General features: G+C 66.9%; 16 protein-coding genes. 6 read left to right on the top strand and 10 right to left on the bottom strand.

What is annotated here, in order from left to right; all coding sequences use genetic code 11:
- The first annotated feature begins 80 nt into the window (after positions 1-80).
- On the top strand, positions 81-704 hold the full coding sequence (locus tag RT614_RS01065) for a LysE family translocator (RefSeq protein ID WP_313619679.1): 624 nt from the start codon (positions 81-83) through the stop codon (positions 702-704).
- Positions 705-717: 13 nt separating this feature from the next.
- Here RT614_RS01065 and RT614_RS01060 read toward each other — a convergent pair whose 3' ends face one another.
- Together RT614_RS01060 and nirK are read right to left on the bottom strand one after the other, a co-directional pair.
- Entirely contained in the window at positions 718-1,044 is a 327-nt protein-coding gene (locus tag RT614_RS01060) for a c-type cytochrome (RefSeq protein ID WP_313619678.1), read from the bottom strand.
- 164 nt (positions 1,045-1,208) lie between these two features.
- A complete protein-coding gene (nirK, locus tag RT614_RS01055) occupies positions 1,209-2,291 on the bottom strand; it encodes a copper-containing nitrite reductase (protein WP_313619677.1) in 1,083 nt (360 codons plus the stop codon).
- Positions 2,292-2,482: 191 nt separating this feature from the next.
- On the opposite strand from nirK, the gene RT614_RS01050 reads away from it, so the two are divergent.
- A complete protein-coding gene (locus tag RT614_RS01050) occupies positions 2,483-3,265 on the top strand; it encodes a Crp/Fnr family transcriptional regulator (RefSeq protein WP_313619675.1) in 783 nt (260 codons plus the stop codon).
- A gap of 53 nt (positions 3,266-3,318) precedes the next feature.
- On the opposite strand, the gene RT614_RS01045 is transcribed toward RT614_RS01050, so the two are convergent.
- Positions 3,319-4,152 carry an SUMF1/EgtB/PvdO family nonheme iron enzyme gene (locus RT614_RS01045; RefSeq protein WP_313619673.1) on the bottom strand — a complete coding sequence of 278 codons (834 nt, stop codon included), beginning with the start codon at positions 4,150-4,152 and terminating at the stop codon, positions 3,319-3,321.
- 111 nt (positions 4,153-4,263) lie between these two features.
- Entirely contained in the window at positions 4,264-6,549 is a 2,286-nt protein-coding gene (locus tag RT614_RS01040) for a nitric-oxide reductase large subunit (RefSeq protein WP_313620621.1), read from the bottom strand.
- 264 nt (positions 6,550-6,813) lie between these two features.
- On the opposite strand from RT614_RS01040, the gene RT614_RS01035 reads away from it, so the two are divergent.
- Positions 6,814-7,521 (top strand): aspartate/glutamate racemase family protein, encoded by a 708-nt coding sequence (locus RT614_RS01035; protein WP_313619672.1) that lies wholly within the window; start codon positions 6,814-6,816, stop codon positions 7,519-7,521.
- A 6-nt stretch (positions 7,522-7,527) separates the two neighbouring features.
- Here the strand turns inward: RT614_RS01035 and RT614_RS01030 are convergent, their stop codons facing one another.
- The gene (locus RT614_RS01030) at positions 7,528-8,238 is read right to left on the bottom strand and encodes a Crp/Fnr family transcriptional regulator (protein ID WP_313619671.1); all 711 of its coding nucleotides are present in this window, start codon (positions 8,236-8,238) and stop codon (positions 7,528-7,530) included.
- Positions 8,239-8,399: 161 nt separating this feature from the next.
- Between RT614_RS01030 and RT614_RS01025 the strand changes: the two genes are divergently transcribed.
- Both RT614_RS01025 and RT614_RS01020 read left to right on the top strand, forming a co-directional pair.
- The gene (locus RT614_RS01025) at positions 8,400-10,055 is read left to right on the top strand and encodes an acyl-CoA synthetase (protein WP_313619670.1); all 1,656 of its coding nucleotides are present in this window, start codon (positions 8,400-8,402) and stop codon (positions 10,053-10,055) included.
- A 35-nt stretch (positions 10,056-10,090) separates the two neighbouring features.
- Entirely contained in the window at positions 10,091-11,860 is a 1,770-nt protein-coding gene (locus RT614_RS01020; protein WP_313619669.1) for an acyl-CoA dehydrogenase, read from the top strand.
- Positions 11,861-11,964: 104 nt separating this feature from the next.
- On the opposite strand, the gene RT614_RS01015 is transcribed toward RT614_RS01020, so the two are convergent.
- The gene (locus RT614_RS01015) at positions 11,965-13,161 is read right to left on the bottom strand and encodes an MFS transporter (RefSeq protein WP_313619668.1); all 1,197 of its coding nucleotides are present in this window, start codon (positions 13,159-13,161) and stop codon (positions 11,965-11,967) included.
- A 148-nt stretch (positions 13,162-13,309) separates the two neighbouring features.
- Here RT614_RS01015 and RT614_RS01010 point away from each other — a divergent pair, with 148 nt between their 5' ends.
- Positions 13,310-13,804: a helix-turn-helix domain-containing protein gene (locus RT614_RS01010; protein ID WP_313619666.1), complete on the top strand. Its 495-nt coding sequence runs from the start codon at positions 13,310-13,312 to the stop codon at positions 13,802-13,804.
- 3 nt (positions 13,805-13,807) lie between these two features.
- On the opposite strand, the gene RT614_RS01005 is transcribed toward RT614_RS01010, so the two are convergent.
- From RT614_RS01005 to RT614_RS00990, 4 genes are all read right to left on the bottom strand, one after another.
- Positions 13,808-14,779, bottom strand: coding sequence for a pyridoxamine 5'-phosphate oxidase family protein (locus RT614_RS01005; protein WP_313619665.1), 972 nt, complete (start codon positions 14,777-14,779; stop codon positions 13,808-13,810).
- Between the two features lie 30 nt (positions 14,780-14,809).
- Positions 14,810-15,439 carry a glutathione S-transferase gene (locus RT614_RS01000; RefSeq protein ID WP_313619663.1) on the bottom strand — a complete coding sequence of 210 codons (630 nt, stop codon included), beginning with the start codon at positions 15,437-15,439 and terminating at the stop codon, positions 14,810-14,812.
- A 105-nt stretch (positions 15,440-15,544) separates the two neighbouring features.
- A complete protein-coding gene (locus tag RT614_RS00995; protein ID WP_409558420.1) occupies positions 15,545-16,432 on the bottom strand; it encodes a LysR family transcriptional regulator in 888 nt (295 codons plus the stop codon).
- 14 nt (positions 16,433-16,446) lie between these two features.
- The gene (locus tag RT614_RS00990; protein ID WP_313619660.1) at positions 16,447-17,370 is read right to left on the bottom strand and encodes a LysR substrate-binding domain-containing protein; all 924 of its coding nucleotides are present in this window, start codon (positions 17,368-17,370) and stop codon (positions 16,447-16,449) included.
- Between the last annotated feature and the right edge of the window lie 23 nt (positions 17,371-17,393).

The following is a 17,393-nucleotide window of genomic DNA, read 5'->3' as shown; positions in this document are numbered from 1 at the left end:
CGGGTTTTCAGGCGGCATGGCTTGGGATACATTGGCCGCAGCCGGCGTGCAAGCCGGACTTCTTATCGGGAGCTCGACCCATGTCTTTCGAAACCTGGCTGGCGTTCCTGGGCGCCTCGGCGGTGCTTGTCATGCTGCCCGGCCCCACCATCCTGACGGTGATCAGTTATTCAATCGCCCATGGCAAGCGCGCACGCCTGCCGCTGGTGCTGGCCGTGGCGCTGGGCGATTCCACCGCCTTGGTGCTGTCGCTGCTGGGCCTGGGCGCACTGCTTGCGGCGTCGGCGTTCTGGTTCATGGTGGTCAAGACCGTCGGCGGCCTGTACCTGCTGTATCTGGGCTTCCGGCTGCTGCGGGCCGGGGTGTCCCCCGCCACCCTGCCCGCCGCGACGGCCGTGGGTTCGCGCTGGAAGCTGTTTGCCAACACGTACCTGGTCACGGCCCTGAACCCCAAGGGCATGATTTTCTTCGTGGCTTTCCTGCCGCAGTTCATCGACCCCGCCGGCGACGTGACGCGCCAGCTGTGGATGCTGTCGGCCACGTTCGTCGCATGCGCCGGCATCAACGCCGCCATGTATGCGGCTTTTGCGGGTTCGGCCCGGCGCATGCTGTCTTCGCCGCGCGCGCAGCGCGGCTTCAATCTGGGCGGCGGCGCGCTGCTGTCGGCCGCCGGAGTCTGGGCGCTGTTGGCGCGCCGCGTGTGAGTCCCGCCTTGCGCTAGCGGGCGGCGGCCATCATGTATTCCACCGCTGCTCGCAGCGTGGCGTCGTCCGCGGCCGAACCGCCGCGCGGCGGCATGGCGCCCTTGCCTTTCAGCACGGTGACCATCAGCGCATCCGCGCCTTGTGCCAGAAACGGCGTCCAGGCCTGTTTGTCGCCCAGCTTGGGCGCATTGGCCACGCCGCTGGCATGGCATACGACACAGGCCGACTTGTAGAGTTTTTCTCCTGCGGGGTTCATGGCCGCCAGGGTATCGGCAGCGGCGTGCTGCGCGGGCAGGCCCGCCAGCGCAAGGGCAAAGGCAATTCGAGCAATGTGGGTCATGACAAGGATTCCGGGCTAAGGGTTCGGGACGAAGGCGGCGAGGCGCGGCGATAGCGCGGCCGAGATGTTCGGCTGTGATGCTCGGCTGAGATGCGCGGCTGAGATGCTCGGCTGAGATGCTCGGCTGCAAAGCGCGCACCAGCGCGCGCCCCGCCGTCAGACCATCATTGAGGGATGGGACCCGGCGCCTTGATCTGCTTCATCAGATCGTCGTTCCACTTGCCTTCGACCTTGATGTGCCCGGCCGCGCCCAATTCAAAGGCTTCGATCAGGTTGTGGTTCAGGTAGGCGTAGACGCCCGGCTGCTTGAACGTGTAGAGCGCCGCTCCGGCCGAGCCGCCGCGAATGAACCAGGTTTCCAAGTTCTTTTCAGGCGGATTGGCAAACTTGCCCGTTTCCCAGACCCAGTCGCCGTGCCCGCCGATCAGGTGCGGACGCGTGTCGCGGTTGGCCTGCGAGTGGATCAGCAGCACGGTTTCGCCAACCTTGGCGGTCAGCGCGTTGTCGCCGGTCAGTGAGCCCACCTTGCCGTTGAAGACGATGTGCGAGGGCGTCAGCTTGCGCATGACTTCCACGGTATCGCCGTAGCTTTCGGCCAGCGTGGCGTAGTCCTTGTATTTGCCGTTGGCGTCCTTGGGAATGTACAGGTCGAATTCGCCGATGGTGTAGGCGCGATCGTAGTGCAGCGGCTTGCCCTGAGGATCCTTCAGGCCCTCGCGCGGCAACACCATGATGGTGCCGCTCATGCCCGACACCACGTGCCACGGCACCATGCCTTCGGGCGCGCAGTGATAGACGAAGGTGCCGCTGCGATCCGCCTTGAAGCGCAGCGTGGCTTGTTCGCCCGGATTCACGTTGGTGAGCTTGGCGCCGCCCAGCGCGCCCGTTGCAGCGTGGAAGTCCACGTTGTGCGGCATCGCGTTGGTCTTCGGGTTGACCAGCGTCAATTCGACGTAGTCACCTTCGTGCACGACCATCGTCGGGCCGGGCATGGAGCCGTTGAACGTCATTGCCTGCAGCGTGGTGCCCTTGCCATCGATGACCATCTTCTTTTCCTCGATAGTCATGGTGAACTCGACAACCTTCGGGCCGGACTTGGCCACCTGCTCATGCGGGTGGACCATCGGCGGGGCGACCAGCGTGACTTTGGCGCGCGGCAGCTTGTCGGCATCCTGGGCGAAAGCCAGACCCCCGGTCATCGTTAGAACCAGGGCAGCGGCAAGCAGGGTGGGACGCAACGCGTTCATGTGCAACTCCTCTTTCGGTTTCTTCAAAGCCGAGTCTGTCGGCAACTCCATTGAAGAACCGCGGGAGTTCGCGTTCTTTGTTGTAGCGCAAATTCGGGATAACCCTGCGGCCTCCCGTGCATTGCCAGGGTGCACCACCGGTGTCACCATCGAGCCGTGGAAAATTTCTCCACGGCCCTACGCGGACCGCCATGCCATCGCCTTTATGCCATGCCCTGCTGCGAAACCTGGATCTGTTCAGGCCCTTGTCCGATGCGCAATTGGACGCCGCACTCCAGGAAGCCGTTCCCTGCCGTCTTGAAGTTGGCGAAGTCGCCTATCGGCAGGGTGCGGCCGGCGCTCACTTCTTCGTGTTGCTGCATGGCTGCCTGAAGGTTGCACAGCTTACCTCCGATGGAGAACAGGTCGTAGTGCGATATGTCAATCCGGGCGATATGTTCGGGCTGGCCTGCGCGATGCGGCAGTCAACTTATCCCGCCACCGTACTGGCCGTGCAGGAAAGCGTCTGCCTGGCCTGGCCGGCATCGGCCTGGGAAAACTTTACGGCCAGTCATCCACAGCTAAGCGCGATCGCGCTACAGACCATGGGGCAGCGCTTGCAGGACGCGCATCTGCGCATCCAGGAACTGTCCAACGACGAAGTCGAACAACGCGTGGCGCGCGCCATCCTGCGGCTGATCCAGCAATCCGGCGAACCCATGCAGGACGGCATCGGCATCAGCTTTCCCATCACGCGCCAGGACGTCGCCGAAATGACGGGCACCACGCTGCATACCGTGAGCCGGCTGCTCAGCGACTGGAAGCAGCGCGGCATCGTTACCAGTGGCCGCAAGCGCATCGTGCTCCGATCACCCGCGGCGCTGGCCCGCCTGTCGGAAAACGCCCAGCCCGCGATGGACTGCGCGTCCTGTCTCTCCTGTCGCGATGGCTCGCCCGCGGTCGATCCGCCTTCCGTCGAATTGGCCGCGCACTAGCGCCTGACAGGTACCGCCGGCGCAGGGTGCATATTGGCGCAAGGCCTGCGGCGCTAGCCCTCTTCCAGCACCAGGCGCAGCCCCAGATTCGCCGGGGGCACACCCACCGAACACGCGCCACTCTTGGGATCGCGGATGAAGTCCGGCAGATAGGCGATATGCCTGCCCGCCGCGACGCGGATGCCGCAGTTGCGGCTCAGTTGCGCGTCGTCGGCGTCCGCCCCCACGACATCCAGCACCCGCCGCGAATGGCAGTCGGACGTCCAGTCCCAGACGCTGCCCGCCATGTCCTTCAAGCCGGCCGCATTGACGCCGTGCGCACCGAACGGGCGCACCGTCGTGTCTGCGTTCTGGCCGCCCCGCCGGCTTTGCTGGTCGTATTCCGCCAGCCAACGCTGCGCGCGGTCATCGGCGGATTGGTCGTCGCCAACAAGCGCGTCGGTCTGGATTTCGTCCTGGTAGGCCTCGCCCGCGGCATAGACCCATTCTGAATAGTGCGGCAGGCGGTAGCGTTGGCCCGTCGAGCCCGACAGCCATGCCGCATAGGCCGAGGCGTCCGACCAGCTGATGCCGGTGGCCGGCAGGTCCGGCGAATTGTCCTTGCGATGCGCCGCGTCCAGCGGCTTGCAGGCGCCGGCGGCGACGCAGGCTGCGTACTCCGCCTGACTTACCTGCCGGGTCATGATCGCCACGCCACGGGGCAGGCGCACGAGCCGTGGCGCCGGCGTGACGGGATAGCCGTTGCGCACGGCTTCGCCCGGGGGTTGATGGCTGATTTCGCCTGGCGGCAGGCGGGTGAGGTCCGGGGATGCAAAACGGGCCCGGTCTGCGGGCCCGCAAGAGGTCAACAACAATGAGATGGCGGCGATGAAAGGCAGGAAGCGCATGCGGAGTTTCTCCGTAGCGCCCGCGCCGGATGGGCGCGGGCTCTGCTTCCATTGGACCGCCCGGGGCAATCCGCAACGTTGCGCTGGCGCAAAGTTGCGGACGCCGGGGACTTAGCCGCGCGCAGCCTTCGGTTGCAGGCGCGGTTCGACCAGCGCCGGCTTGGCGCTGAGCAAGCCCAGGATCACCTGCATGACCATGGCCAGCGCACCCAGGAGGAACACCACGTCGCCAAACGTGCGGCCCCAACGCAGGGTCTTGAGCAGGTCTTGCTGCATGAAGGCTTCGCTGCGGGCGTACCACATGCCTTCGCTGACGCTGGCGTGGAACTGGATCAGGCCCACGGGCAGCAGGCTGGTGAAGATCATCAGGACCAGGCCCATGTTCATGCCCCAGAACGCCAGCTTCATCAGGCCGGGGCTGAGCGCGTACTGCGGACGGATGTAGCGCAGGACCAGCAGCGTGAAGCCCAGCGCCAGGAATCCGTACACCCCGAACAGCGCAGCGTGCGCATGCACCGGCGTGGTGTTCAGGCCCTGGATGTAGTACAGCGAGATGGGCGGGTTGATCATGAAGCCGAAGACGCCCGCGCCCAGCATGTTCCAGAACGCCACCGCCACGAAGCACATCAGCGGCCACTTCAGGTTGTCCATCCAGGCGGCGCGGGTCTTCAGGCGCCAGTTTTCCCAGGCTTCGTAGCCCAGCACGATCAGCGGCACGACTTCCAGCGCCGAGAAGCTTGCGCCAACGGCCATCACGGGCGTGGTGGTGCCGGCAAAGTACAGGTGGTGGAACGTGCCGGGAATGCCGCCCAGCATGAACAGCGAGGCCGAGGCCAGGCTGGCGGTGGTGGCCATGCGGCGCGACACGAGGCCCAAAGTCGAGAAGATGAAGGCCAGCGCGGTGGTGGCGAACACTTCGAAGAAGCCTTCGACCCACAGGTGGACGATCCACCAGCGCCAGTACTCCATCACGGTCAGGTGCGTGCGTTCGCCGTAGAAGAAGCCGGCGCCGTAGAACAGGCCGATTGCGCCGACGGAGGCCGTCAGGAGCGCCAGCAGGTTCTTGTCGCCGCCCGGCGTGCGCAGCGCGGGCACGATGCCACGCAGCATCAGCACGAGCCAGAAGCAGATGCCGGCGAACTTGCCGATCTGCCACAGGCGGCCGAGGTCCACGTATTCATAGCCTTGGTGGCCAAGCCAGAAGTTCAGTTCGGGCGGCATGATCTGCGCAATGGCCAGGTAGTTGCCCGCAAACGAGCCGACCACCACCAGCACCAGCGCCCAGAACAGGATGTCGACGCCGATCTTCTGGAACTTGGGATCGCGTCCGCCGTTGATCAGCGGGGCCAGGAACAGGCCCGCGGCCAGGAAGCCGGTTGCGATCCAGAACAGGGCGCTCTGGATGTGCCAGGTGCGCACCAGCGAATAAGGGAACCACTGCGAGACGTCGATGCCATAGAACTTCTGACCTTCAACGGTGTAGTGCGCGGTAAAACCGCCCAGCAGCACCTGGAAGCCGAACAGCGCCACGACCAGGAACAGGTACTTGCCCAGGGCGCGCTGAGAAGGCGTCAGGGCGAAGGTCGTGAGCGGATCGCGCGCGGGGGCTTGCGGCTCTTCCTCTTCCTGGCCGCGCATGAATGCCCAGGCCCAGACCAGGAAGCCGATGCCCGCCAGCAGCACCACCACGCTGATGATGGACCACATGACGTTTTCCGCGCTGGGATGGTTGCCGATCAGCGGTTCGTGCGGCCAGTTGTTGGTGTACGTGACCACCACGCCTTCGCGTTCGGTCGCCGCGGCCCAGGCCGTCCAGAAGAAGAAGCGCGTCAGCTGCGTGCGGCGCGCGGCGTCGGGCAGCGTGTTTTCCTTCATGGCGAAGTTCTCGCGGCTGCCGTGCAGCGCCGGCGCATCGGAGAACAACTGGTCGTAGTAGGCGGCCGTCTGCTCAATGGCCTTCGCGCGGCGCGGCGTGATCGTCAACGTGTCGGTCGCGGCGTCGCTGCGGTTGGCGCGGTACTCGGCCTTGAGCGCTTCGCGCAGGGCCGCCTGAGCGGGCGCCGGCAATTGCGCATAGGCCTGGCCGTGCTCGTCGCGCGCGGCCAGGTCCAGCCAGGCGACCAGTTCGCGGTGCAGCCAATCGGCCGTCCAGTCAGGCGCCTGGTATGCGCCGTGCCCCCAGATCGAGCCGAGCTGCATGCCGCCGACGGACTGCCAGGCGGTCTGCCCATCCAGGATATCGTCGCGGCCGAACAGCGCGCGGCCTTCCGTCGTTACGACGTGCCCGGGAATGGGCGGCGCCTGTCGGTAGACCTCGGCACCGTAAAAGCCCAGCAGTGCAAAGGTGATCGCCACCACGGCGATCAACGTGAACCATAATTTCCGATACGGACCCATGATGGGAACGCCCTCCTGTGTTGCGGTTGGTTGGGTGCGTTTCCTCATGCGAAAAACATGCCAGAAAAAAACCTCGCCAAATCAGCGTGTTGCAATCTGGATGGTTTTTTTCACTGTCCCGGTGGCGGGTATAAACAACCCCTAGTGGGTTAATTTCACCCGAACACAGCGACGGGGCTTCCGCTGCCCGCCGCTTACAATCGCTGCGCGTCTGCCCTTTCCTCCCATCGCCCGTCGCCGGCGGTTTTGAACAAGGATTTCCGGATGAACGCCGAGCCGCTGCACATAGGAATCGTCGCCTGCTCCGCCGAAGGCGCCGCCCTCTGCTACCGCACCTTGTGCGCCGAAGGCGCGCAGCGCATGGGGCCGCATGCGCACCCCCAGATATCCCTACATACGCACTCGCTAGCCGATTACGTGGCCTGCCTGGACCGGCGCGACCTGGACGGCGTGGCTGCGCTGATGCTGTCGTCCGCGGGCAAGCTGGCCCGCGCCGGCGCGGACTTCCTGATCTGCCCCGACAACACCATCCATCAGGCGCTGGACCGCGTCCTGCCGGATTCCCCCCTGCCGTGGCTGCACATCGCCCGGGAAGTCGCCGCCATCGCGGCCGCGCGCGGCCACCGCCGCATCGGCATCCTGGGCACCCACTGGCTGGTGGACAGCGATGTCTATCCGGCGGGGTTGGCCGAACGCGGGCTGGAATTTGCGCGGCCCTCGGCCGACGACCGGATTTTGCTCGGCCGCATCATCATGGACGAACTGGTGTACGGGGTATTCGACCCCGCCTCGGTGGCGCGGCTGCAAGGCATCGTCGAGCGCCTGCGCGATGCCGGCTGCGACGCCGCGGTGCTGGGTTGCACCGAACTGCCGCTGGTGCTGAACGACGCCAACTGCGCGCTGCCCACGCTGGACTCCACCCGCATCCTGGCGCGTGCGGCGCTGGACCGCGCCCTGGCCGGGCGGGCCTGACGGCCGTCAGATCTGATCCAGCCCGTATTGCCGCAGGCGATAGAGGTCCAGCACCTTGATCTGGTTGTACGCCAACGCCAGGATTTCCTTGTCGGCCAGCGTCTGCAAGGCCTGGTTGACGCGCTGGCGCGACAGGCCCGTCAGATAGCCGAGTTCTTCCTGGGAGATCGCCAAGGTCAGGTCGGTGGAGGGATAGAGCTGCGGGTTGAACAGTTGCGCCAGCGATTGCGCCACCCGCGCGTCGGCATCCAGCAAACGGTGGTTCTGGATCGACGCGATGAACTCGCCCATGCGGTCATTCAACTGGCCGATGACGAAATGCGAAAAAGGCAAACTGGCCGCCAGCAGCGCATGGAATGTCGCGGCCGGCACGAACATCACCAGCGACGGCTGGATCGCCACCACATCGTATTTGCGCAGTTCGCGCTTGATGACGCTGCCCTCGCCGAACCAGCCGCCCGGCGGCACCCCGGAAAACGTGCAGCTGCGCCCGGACTCGTTGTAGATCGCCAGCTTCAGCAGGCCCCGGCTTACGCCCAGCCAGTAATCCGACGGCGCATTGCGGCGCGCGATCCATGCCCCGTTGGCCACGTGTTCGGCGCGCGAAGTGGCCAGCACCAGATCCTGGTGGCTGGCGTCCAGCGCGCCGAACCACGGACAGGCGCGAAACAGCGCTGACAGTTCGTCGGAGGAAACTGTGTTTGAAACGTCGGACATGGGAAGAACCGTGTAAAACTCGGGGATGCGCAGCCAGCCGGAGGTCTGTCATGCAAGCGACAGACACCATTTTCCGGCCGGCCATAAGCTAGGGCAAGCGACGGGGATCAAGGATCCTCGCACATGAATAAGGGGCGCGCCCGCCCCAATGGAGACTAAGCATGACCGGCATGTTCGACCACGGCCTTGCGCGCCGCGAGGCCAATTACGAAGCCTTGACCCCCGTGGATTTCATCGCCCGGGCCGCTCAGGTGTATGGACACCGGCTGGCCATCGTCCACGGCAAGACGCGCCGCACCTGGGCACAGACCTACGAACGGGCCCAGCGGCTGGCCGGCGCGCTGGAGCAGGCCGGCATCCGCCGCGGCGACACCGTCGCGGTGATGCTGCCCAACATTCCGGCCATGGTCGAGGCCCATTTCGGCGTGCCGATGCTGGGCGCCGTGCTCAACACGCTGAACACCCGCCTGGACACGCCCAGCGTGCTGTTCATGCTGGGGCACGGCGAAGCCCGCGCGCTGATCATCGACACCGAATACGCCGACCTGGCCCAGCGCGCCCGCGCGGAATTTCCGCACCTGAAAGTCATCTCGGTCCATGACCTGGAGAGTGCTCCGGCAACCTTGCCCGGCGCCACCGACTACGAAGCTTTCCTGGCCGCCGCGCCGGCCACCTACGACTGGAAGCCGCCCGCCGACGAATGGGATGCCATCGCGCTGAACTACACGTCGGGCACCACCGGAGACCCGAAGGGCGTCGTCTATCACTATCGCGGCGCCTACCTGAACGCGGTCAGCAACATCCTGGAATGGGACATGCCCAAGCATCCCGTTTACCTGTGGACGCTGCCGCTCTTCCACTGCAACGGCTGGTGCTTTGCCTGGACTGTGGCCGCGCGCGCCGGCGTGAACGTTTGCCTGCGCAAGTTCGATCCCAAGACGGTGTTCGACCTGATCCGCGACGAGGGCGTCACCCACTATTGCGGTGCGCCCATCGTGCAGAGCGCACTGGCGAACGCGCCCGCCGACATGCGCGCCGGGATCACGCATACGGTGCGCACCATGGTGGCGGGCGCCGCGCCCGCGCCGGCGGTCATCGACAAAATGCGTGAGATCGGCTTTGAACTGACCCACGTGTATGGCCTGACCGAGGTCTACGGTCCGGCAGCCGTGTGCGCCCACCAGGATGCCTGGGACGCGCTGGACGACGAACGCCGCGCGCTGCTCACCGCGCGCCAGGGCGTGCGTTACCACCTGCAGGCGGGCGTCTCCGTGCGCGACCCGGAAACCCTGCAGGAGGTACCGCCCGACGAAGAGACCATCGGCGAGGTCATGTTCCGCGGCAACATCTGCATGAAGGGCTACCTGAAGAACGAACGCGCCACCGAAGCCGCTTTTGCCGGCGGCTGGTTCCATACCGGCGACCTGGGCGTCATGACGCCGGACGGCTACGTCCGCATCAAGGACCGCAGCAAGGACATCATCATCTCGGGCGGCGAAAACATCTCCAGCATCGAGGTCGAGGACGCGCTCTACCGGCATCCCGCCGTGGCGGCCGTGGCCGTGGTGGCGATGCCCGATCCGAAATGGGGCGAAACGCCCTGCGCCTTCGTCGAACTCAAGCCCGGCTGCACCGCCACCGAGGAAGAAATCATCGCCCACTGCAAACTGCTGCTGCCGGGCTTCAAGGTGCCGCGCGCGGTACGCTTTGGCGAACTGCCTAAAACTTCCACCGGCAAGATCCAGAAATTCGAGCTGCGCGCCGCCGTCGGCGCCACGTCCGCCATCGACGTGGCCAACCCCGGCAAGCCGGCCTGACCCGTTTATCCGACACATCCAGGAGCCCATACGCCATGACGTACCAAGCCCCCGTTAAAGACATGCTGTTCGTGCTGAACCACCTGGCCGGCCTGCCCCAGGTAGCCGCCCTGCCCGGCTTCGAAGAGGCCACGCCGGACACGGCCCAGGCCGTGCTGGAAGAGTCCGCCCATTTCGCCGCCGAAGTGCTGGCCCCGCTGAACCACCCGGCCGACCGCGAGCCCAGCACCTGGCGCGACGGCGCCGTCACCACCGCGCCCGGCTTCAAGCAGGCCTTTCGCCAATATGCCGAAGCCGGCTGGCAAGGCATGACGCATCCGGTGGAATACGGCGGCCAGGGGCTGCCGGGCCTGATCGGCTCGCCGTGCTCTGAAATGCTGAACGCCGCCAACCTGTCGTTCGCCCTTTGCCCGCTGCTGACCAACGGCGCCATCGAAGCCCTCATGACCGCCGGTTCGCCCGAACTGCGCGAACGTTTCATCGGCCCCATGATCTCCGGCAAGTGGACCGGCACCATGAACCTGACCGAGCCGCAGGCAGGCTCGGACCTGGCCATGATCCGCACCCGCGCCCAACCCGTGGGCGACGGCACCTACCGCCTGTCCGGCACCAAGATCTTCATCACTTACGGCGAGCACGACCTGGCGGAAAACATCCTGCATCTTGTCCTCGCGCGGCTGCCTGACGCGCCCGAAGGCGTGAAAGGCATTTCGCTCTTCCTGGTGCCCAAATTCCTGGTCAATGAAGACGGCTCGCTGGGCGAACGCAACGACGTCGCCTGCGTGTCCATCGAGCACAAGCTGGGCATCAAGGCCAGCCCGACGGCAACGCTGCAGTTCGGCGACGCGGGCGGCGCGCTGGGCTATCTGGTCGGCCAGGAAAACCGCGGGCTGGACGCGATGTTCATCATGATGAACGCGGCCCGGTACGCCGTGGGCGTGCAGGGCATCGCCATCGCCGACCGCGCCTACCAGCACGCGCTGGCCTACGCTGCCGAGCGCGTGCAGAGCCGCCCGGTGGACGGATCCTCGCGCGACGCCGTGCCCATCATCCAGCACCCCGACGTGCGCCGCATGCTGGGCACCATGCGCGCCCTGACCGAAGCCGGTCGCGCGCTGGCCTACGTCACCGCCGGCCACGCCGACCTGGCGCACGCCAGCTCCGATGCCAACGAGCGCAAGCGCCAACTGGCCATCCAGGAATTCCTGGTGCCCATCGTCAAGGGCTGGTGCACCGAAATGTCCATCGACGTCGCCAGCCTGGGCGTGCAGGTCCATGGCGGCATGGGCTTCATCGAAGAGACCGGCGCCGCGCAGTACTACCGCGACGCCCGCATCCTGGCCATCTATGAAGGCACCACGGCCATCCAGGCCAATGATCTGGTCGGGCGCAAGACCCTGCGCGACGGCGGCGCCGTGGCGCGGGCCCTGCTGGACGCGGTGCGCCAGACGGAAGGCGAACTGGAAGCCCGCGCAGAGCCCGCTGCCAAGCGGATGCTCAAGCCGTTGCGCGAGGCCCGCGAGGCACTGGCCAGCGCGGTGGAATTCATCCTGGCCAACGCCGCCGGCAATCCCAATGCCGTGTTCGGCGCCGCCGTGCCCTACCTGATGCTGGCCGGCACCACCTTCGCAGGTTGGCAGATGGCCCGCGCGCTGCTGGCCAGCCTGGATCTTCGCAACCAGGACCCGGCCTTCCACGATGCCAAGATCGCCACGGCGCAGTGCTACGCACTGCACAAGCTGACGCAGGCCCCGGGGCTGGCTGCGGTCGTGCTGGGTACGGGCGAGTACGAGGTGCAGCCGTAAGGCTCAAGCCCGGCCCGCGCCTGCGGGCCGGCGCTCAGCGATACACCACCGTCGTGGACGCCTCGGCGTGGATCCACGCTTGAACGGAAGGCACGGGCGCATTTCTAGATTCGCGCCCGGCCTGCCACAGGGCTGGCGGCGCCAGCCCCACGCGGCAACGTCACCGCCCAGAACAACAACGCCGCCACACTGATCCCCGCGCCCAGCGCGCACACGCCCAGCCACCCGGTCCGGGCATACACGGCCGTGGCCGCGATCGATCCCAGGCCGCTGCCCACCGCGTAGAACATCATGTACCCCGCGACCAGCCGGCTGTGCGCCTGCGCGCTGATGCTGAAGATCATCGCCTGGTTGGTGACGTGCAACGCCTGCAGCGCCAGGTCCAGCGCCAGCACGCCGAAGGCGAGCAGCCACAGGCTCTGGTCCAGAAAGGCGATGGGCACCCATGCCAGGCACAGCAACGCCAGCCCTGCCGCAGTCGTGCGCTGCCCGTGCCCCGCGTCCGCCAGCCGCCCGGCGCGCGCCGCCATCAGCACGCCCACCACGCCCACCAGGCCGAATGCACCCACCGCCGTGTGCGACAGCGAATGCGGCGGCGCGCTCAAGGGCAGCACCAGCGCGGTCCAGAATGCGCTGAACGCGGCGAACATCAGCAGTGCGATCACGCCGCGCACGCGCAGGACGCGCTCTTCTGCAAGCAGCGTGAAGACCGAACGCAGCAACGCCCCATATCGCAGGCCGGCCTGCGGCAGGCGCCGGCGCGGCAGCCAGCGGGCCAGCACCAGCGCCAGCAGCGCGGACAGGCCGGCCGACACCACGTACACCGCGCGCCAGCCCCACAGGTCGGCCAGGCCGCCTGCCAGCGTGCGCGCCAGCAGCAGCCCGATGACCACCCCGCCCTGCGCTGCGCCGACGACGCGCCCGCGCTCCGACGGCGCGGCCAGCGCGGCGGACAACGCAAGCAGGCCCTGCGTCATGGCGGTGCCCAGCAGGCCTAGCGCCAACATGCCCGCCAGCAGCCAGGGCGTGTTCGCCGACCAAGCCACGGCGGCCAGGGCCAGTACCAACAGGCCAAGCTGGGCCAGCATCAAACGGCGGCGGTCCAGCAGGTCGCCCAGCGGCACAACGAACAGCAGCGCAATCGCACAGCCCAATTGCGTGACGGTGACGACGATGCCGACCGCCGCATCGTCCAAGCCGAATTCCCGCCCGATGGCGTCCAGCAGGGGCTGCGCGTAATACACATTGGCGACGCTGAGCGCGCAGGCGGCAGCCAGCAACAGAACCAGCGCGGCGGGCATCGGGACTTCTGGAGCCGGCTCGGAGGATTCAGGGTGTATGGCAGTTTTCATAATCGATGTGGTTTTATGATGAAACTGGAATGCTAGGTTAGCAGGTTTTATAATGCAACCGAATTTCGCCCAGCTCGACAACCGGAAGAGATCCGACATGGTCAAACGCACCAGTTTTGAAGGCGCCGCCTGCCCCGTGGCGCGCTCGCTCGATGCCATCGGCGATTGGTGGTCGCTCCTGATCGTGCGCGACGCCTTCGATGGTCTGCGCCGGTTCGGGGAATTCCAGAAAAACCTGGGCATGGCGAAGAACATCCTCAGCGACCGCCTGCGGACGCTTGTCTCGCACGGCATCCTGGCCGTGGCGCCCGCATCGGACGGCAGCGCCTACCAGGAGTACGTGCTGACGAAAAAAGGCGAAGCGCTGTTCCCGGTGATCGTGGGCCTGCGCCAATGGGGCGAGGACCATTACTACGGCCCGGACGAAGCGCATTCGGCGTTGATCGACCGCAAGCGCGGCCAACCGGTACGCCGGATGCAAATACTGGCGCAGGACGGGCGCGCGCTAGGGCCCGACGATACGGTCGTGCGCAAGGTGGAGCAGCCTGCGCCCGGCCTTCCTGGCGATTCCTACGGAACGGCGCGACCCTGACGGCTAGGCGGCCGCCGGCCACTGGCCCGTGGCAAGCGCGGTCGGCGAGTACGAATCGAAGCGCCACCGCAGGGCCAGCGCGCCGGGCCGCCTGACCGCGCGGCGCACGTGCACGCGCCACAGGCGTTCAGCCCCATCGAATGACGCGATGGCGGGGTCGTCCAGGATCACTTCGGCCCGACCGCTCAGTTGCAGGACATCGCCGCGTTCGAAGTCAATGAAGAGCAGCCCCGCCACCGGATTGGCCGCCAGGTTGCCCAGGGTGTTGAAGAAACGGTTGCCTGAGAAGTCCGGGATGGTCAGCACATCGCCGTCGACCCGCACGAAGCCTGGCTTGCCGCCGCGATGCGAGACATCCACCCCGCGGCCGCCAGCGCCCTCTTCCAGGTCGGCGTAGCTGGCGACAAAGAACGTGTCGGACGCCGAGATCATGGCGCGCGCCGCCGCGTCCAGGCCGGCCTGCTCGGGCAACGCGCCTGCAAATCGCAATGACGGCGAGCGCGAGAAGTAAAAATCCCGCGACTGGATGTATTGCGGGCAGTTGCCATAGGACTGCGCCACCGTTACCTCGAACCGCTTGCCGTCCCAGCCCGAAATACGGCCGTTCATGCGATTGCGCCGACGCGTGTGCAGTTCGATCCCGAGCAGCCCCACATCCCTGCCCAGTCCGAGCCCGGCGCGCAGCGGATCGTCCGCGTCCGGCATGGCGGCGATGCGCAAGGTGTGCGGATCGGGCGACACGGCAAAGCCCGGGTTCCCTTCCAGAATGCCGGCCCACGGATCGCCTTGCGCATCCACCGCCCCCGCCACCAGGAAGGGAAGCTGCGCAAAGAATTCGCGATGCTGCTCGGGCATGTAGTCGCGGATGACCTTGCGGCCAACCAGGTCCATGCGCGCCGCGACGCCGGCGTGTTCCTGCAACTGAAGCTCCCCGGCGTGCCAGGGTGATGGCGCAGTGTTTTCGGAAGAGTTCATGATGGTCTCCTTGCGGGGCGGCGCTAGTCGTCAGGCAGCCAGAAGTCCGACGGCCGACGACGCCATGGGAACGAAGCGCGGAAGGTTTTCGATGCGGGCCAGCCATGCGCGGACCTGCGGATAGTCCGCCAGCGACACGTTGCCCTCTGGCGCGTGGGCCACATAGGCATAGCAGGCCACGTCCGCGATGGTGGGCGCGCTGCCGGCCAGATAGTCCCGCCGGCCGAGTTCGCCTTCCATCACGGCAAGCAAGGCGTGCGCGCGCGCCAGCGTGGATTCGACGTCGTACGGCGCGCCGAACAGGGTCACCAGCCGGGCGGCCGCGGGACCGGACGCCAGCGGCCCGGACGCGGCCGACAGCCAGCGCTGGACAGAAGCCGCGCCGGCGGGATCCTCGGGCAGCCAGGCCTCGCCGCCATAACGCTTTGCCAGATAGACCAGGATGGCAGTCGAATCGGCGATCACGACGCCGTTGTCGTCGATGACCGGCACCTGGCCGAACGCATTGAGCGCCAGGAATTCCGGGTGCTTCTGTTCACGGGCGCGCAGGTCCACGTCGATGACCTGATGCGGCACGTCCAGCAGCGACAGCATCAACGCGACGCGGTGCGCATGGCCGGAAAGCGCGTAACGGTAGAACTTCAGGGGGGTGGCTTGCATGGGATGCTCCCGAGTGGAATCAGGGTTCCATCTTGGAGCGCGGCGCGCGAAACGGGAACGGCCAGCGTCGGCAAGACACTCTTGCCGGGGATGAAATAAAGCCGTTCAGGCTGGCAGCGTGGCCAGATCGCGGCGCAGGGCCTCCACGCAGAACTCCACGAAGCTGCGCACCTTGGCCGAGCTCTTCCGGCCTTCGGGATACACCACGTGCACGGGCAGCGGCGGCAGTTCGAAATCGCGCAGCACCACTTGCAGCGCGCCGCTGGCCAGGTGCTGCGCTACCTGATAGGACACCACCTGCGTCAGGCCCCAGCCTTCGCGGGCGGCCATCACGGCCGCCTGGAAAGACGTGACCGTCAGTTGCGACTGCACGTTCAACCGCCGAGGCTGGCCGTCCTGCAGGAAGCGCCATTGCGGCCCCCTGCCCTCCATGGCGGCGGTGATCGTGCAGAAGCGATGAAGCGCGTCCGGGTCTTGCGGCACGCCATGCTGGCGCAAAAAGTCGGGAGACGCGCAGACCACGCGGCGCACGTGCCCGGCCAGCACCGCGGTCAGCGACGAATCGGGCAACGCGCCGATCCGCACCGCGACGTCGATGTCCTCGTCCAGCAGGTTCACCACGCGATCCGCCAACAGCGCGCGGACGGACACCTGGCGGTGTTCGCGCAAGTACCCCAGCACCACCGGCATCACGTGCAGCTCGCCGAAGAGCGCGGGCGCCGTGATGGACAGCGCGCCGCGCGGCGCGCCCATGGCGCCGGCCGCCGCGTCATCGGCCTGCTCGACCTGTTCCAGGATCCGCCGGCAATCGTCGGCATAGCGCCGACCCGCCTCGGTCAGGCGCAGGCTGCGAGTCGTGCGCACCAGCAGCAAGGCCCCCAGGCGGCGTTCCAGCGCGGCGACGCTGCGCGTCACCGTGGGCGCGGACATCTCCAGCCGCCTGGCCGCCGCGGCGAAGCTGCCCGCATCCGCCACGGCCAGAAAGACCGTCATCTCATGGAATTGATTCACGACTCAACGGCCTCCGAGGCAGCAAAACGCGTCGCCGTCCATGCGGCGACGCTGTCATTGACGCACTGCACGAGAATTTCGTCCAGGGCGGCGCAGACCGGGTCGGGCTGCGCGTGCGCGCGGTACAGCGACAGGGCAATGGCCGGCAGTTCCGGCAGGCCATATTCGCCCGGCTTCAGGGCGCGAACGACGGATGGCAGGCCCAACGGGGTGCGCACCGCCAATCCCAGGCCGGCCGACACCGCCGCCCACAGTCCCGCCAGGCTGGGGCTGGTGAAGGTGGCCAACCAGGGAATGCCGGCGCGATCCAGGGCGTCGGTGGCGCAGCCGCGAAACAGGCATGGCGACTCGAATGCCGCCAGCGGCAGCGCGCCCCCGGCATCGGGCGCCGGCCCGGCTTGCGCGGGCCCGATCCAGCACATGGGCAATTCCGCCAGCCGTTGCGCCTGCGGCAGGCGGGCGTCATGGTCCCAGGCAAGCGCCAGATCCAGCTGTCCCAGGGAAATGCGTTCCAAGAGGTCATTGTTGCGGGCCACGCGCGCCTCGATCCTGACCTTGGGGTGCGCCCGCGCGAAGCGGCCGAGCACGCGAGGCAGCAGCATTTCTCCGAAGTCTTCCTGAAGGCCCAGCCGCACCGTGCCCTGCAACTCCGCGCCGCGCACGGCCCGCCATGCCTGATCGTTCAGGTCCAGAAGCCGCCGGGCATAGGCCAGCATGGTCTCGCCGGCATCGGTCAGCGCAAGGCCACGCCCGTCCTTGCGCAGCAACGCCACCCCGGCCTGCTCTTCCAGTTTCTTCAACTGCGCGCTGACGGCGGACGTGGACCGGCCCAGGCGATCGGCGGCGCGGCCGAAGCTGCCCAGGTCCACACCGGCGACGAAGCTGCGCAACACCTCAAGATCGAACGTGATGGGCCGCATGGAAATAGTCCTGTTTTTCAAAA

The sequence above is a fragment of the Achromobacter sp. genome (assembly GCF_032102605.1).
GTDB lineage: Bacteria > Pseudomonadota > Gammaproteobacteria > Burkholderiales > Burkholderiaceae_B > Achromobacter.
The sequence above is the reverse complement of the archived record's forward strand: the minus strand, read 5'-3'. Positions and strand labels throughout refer to the sequence as shown.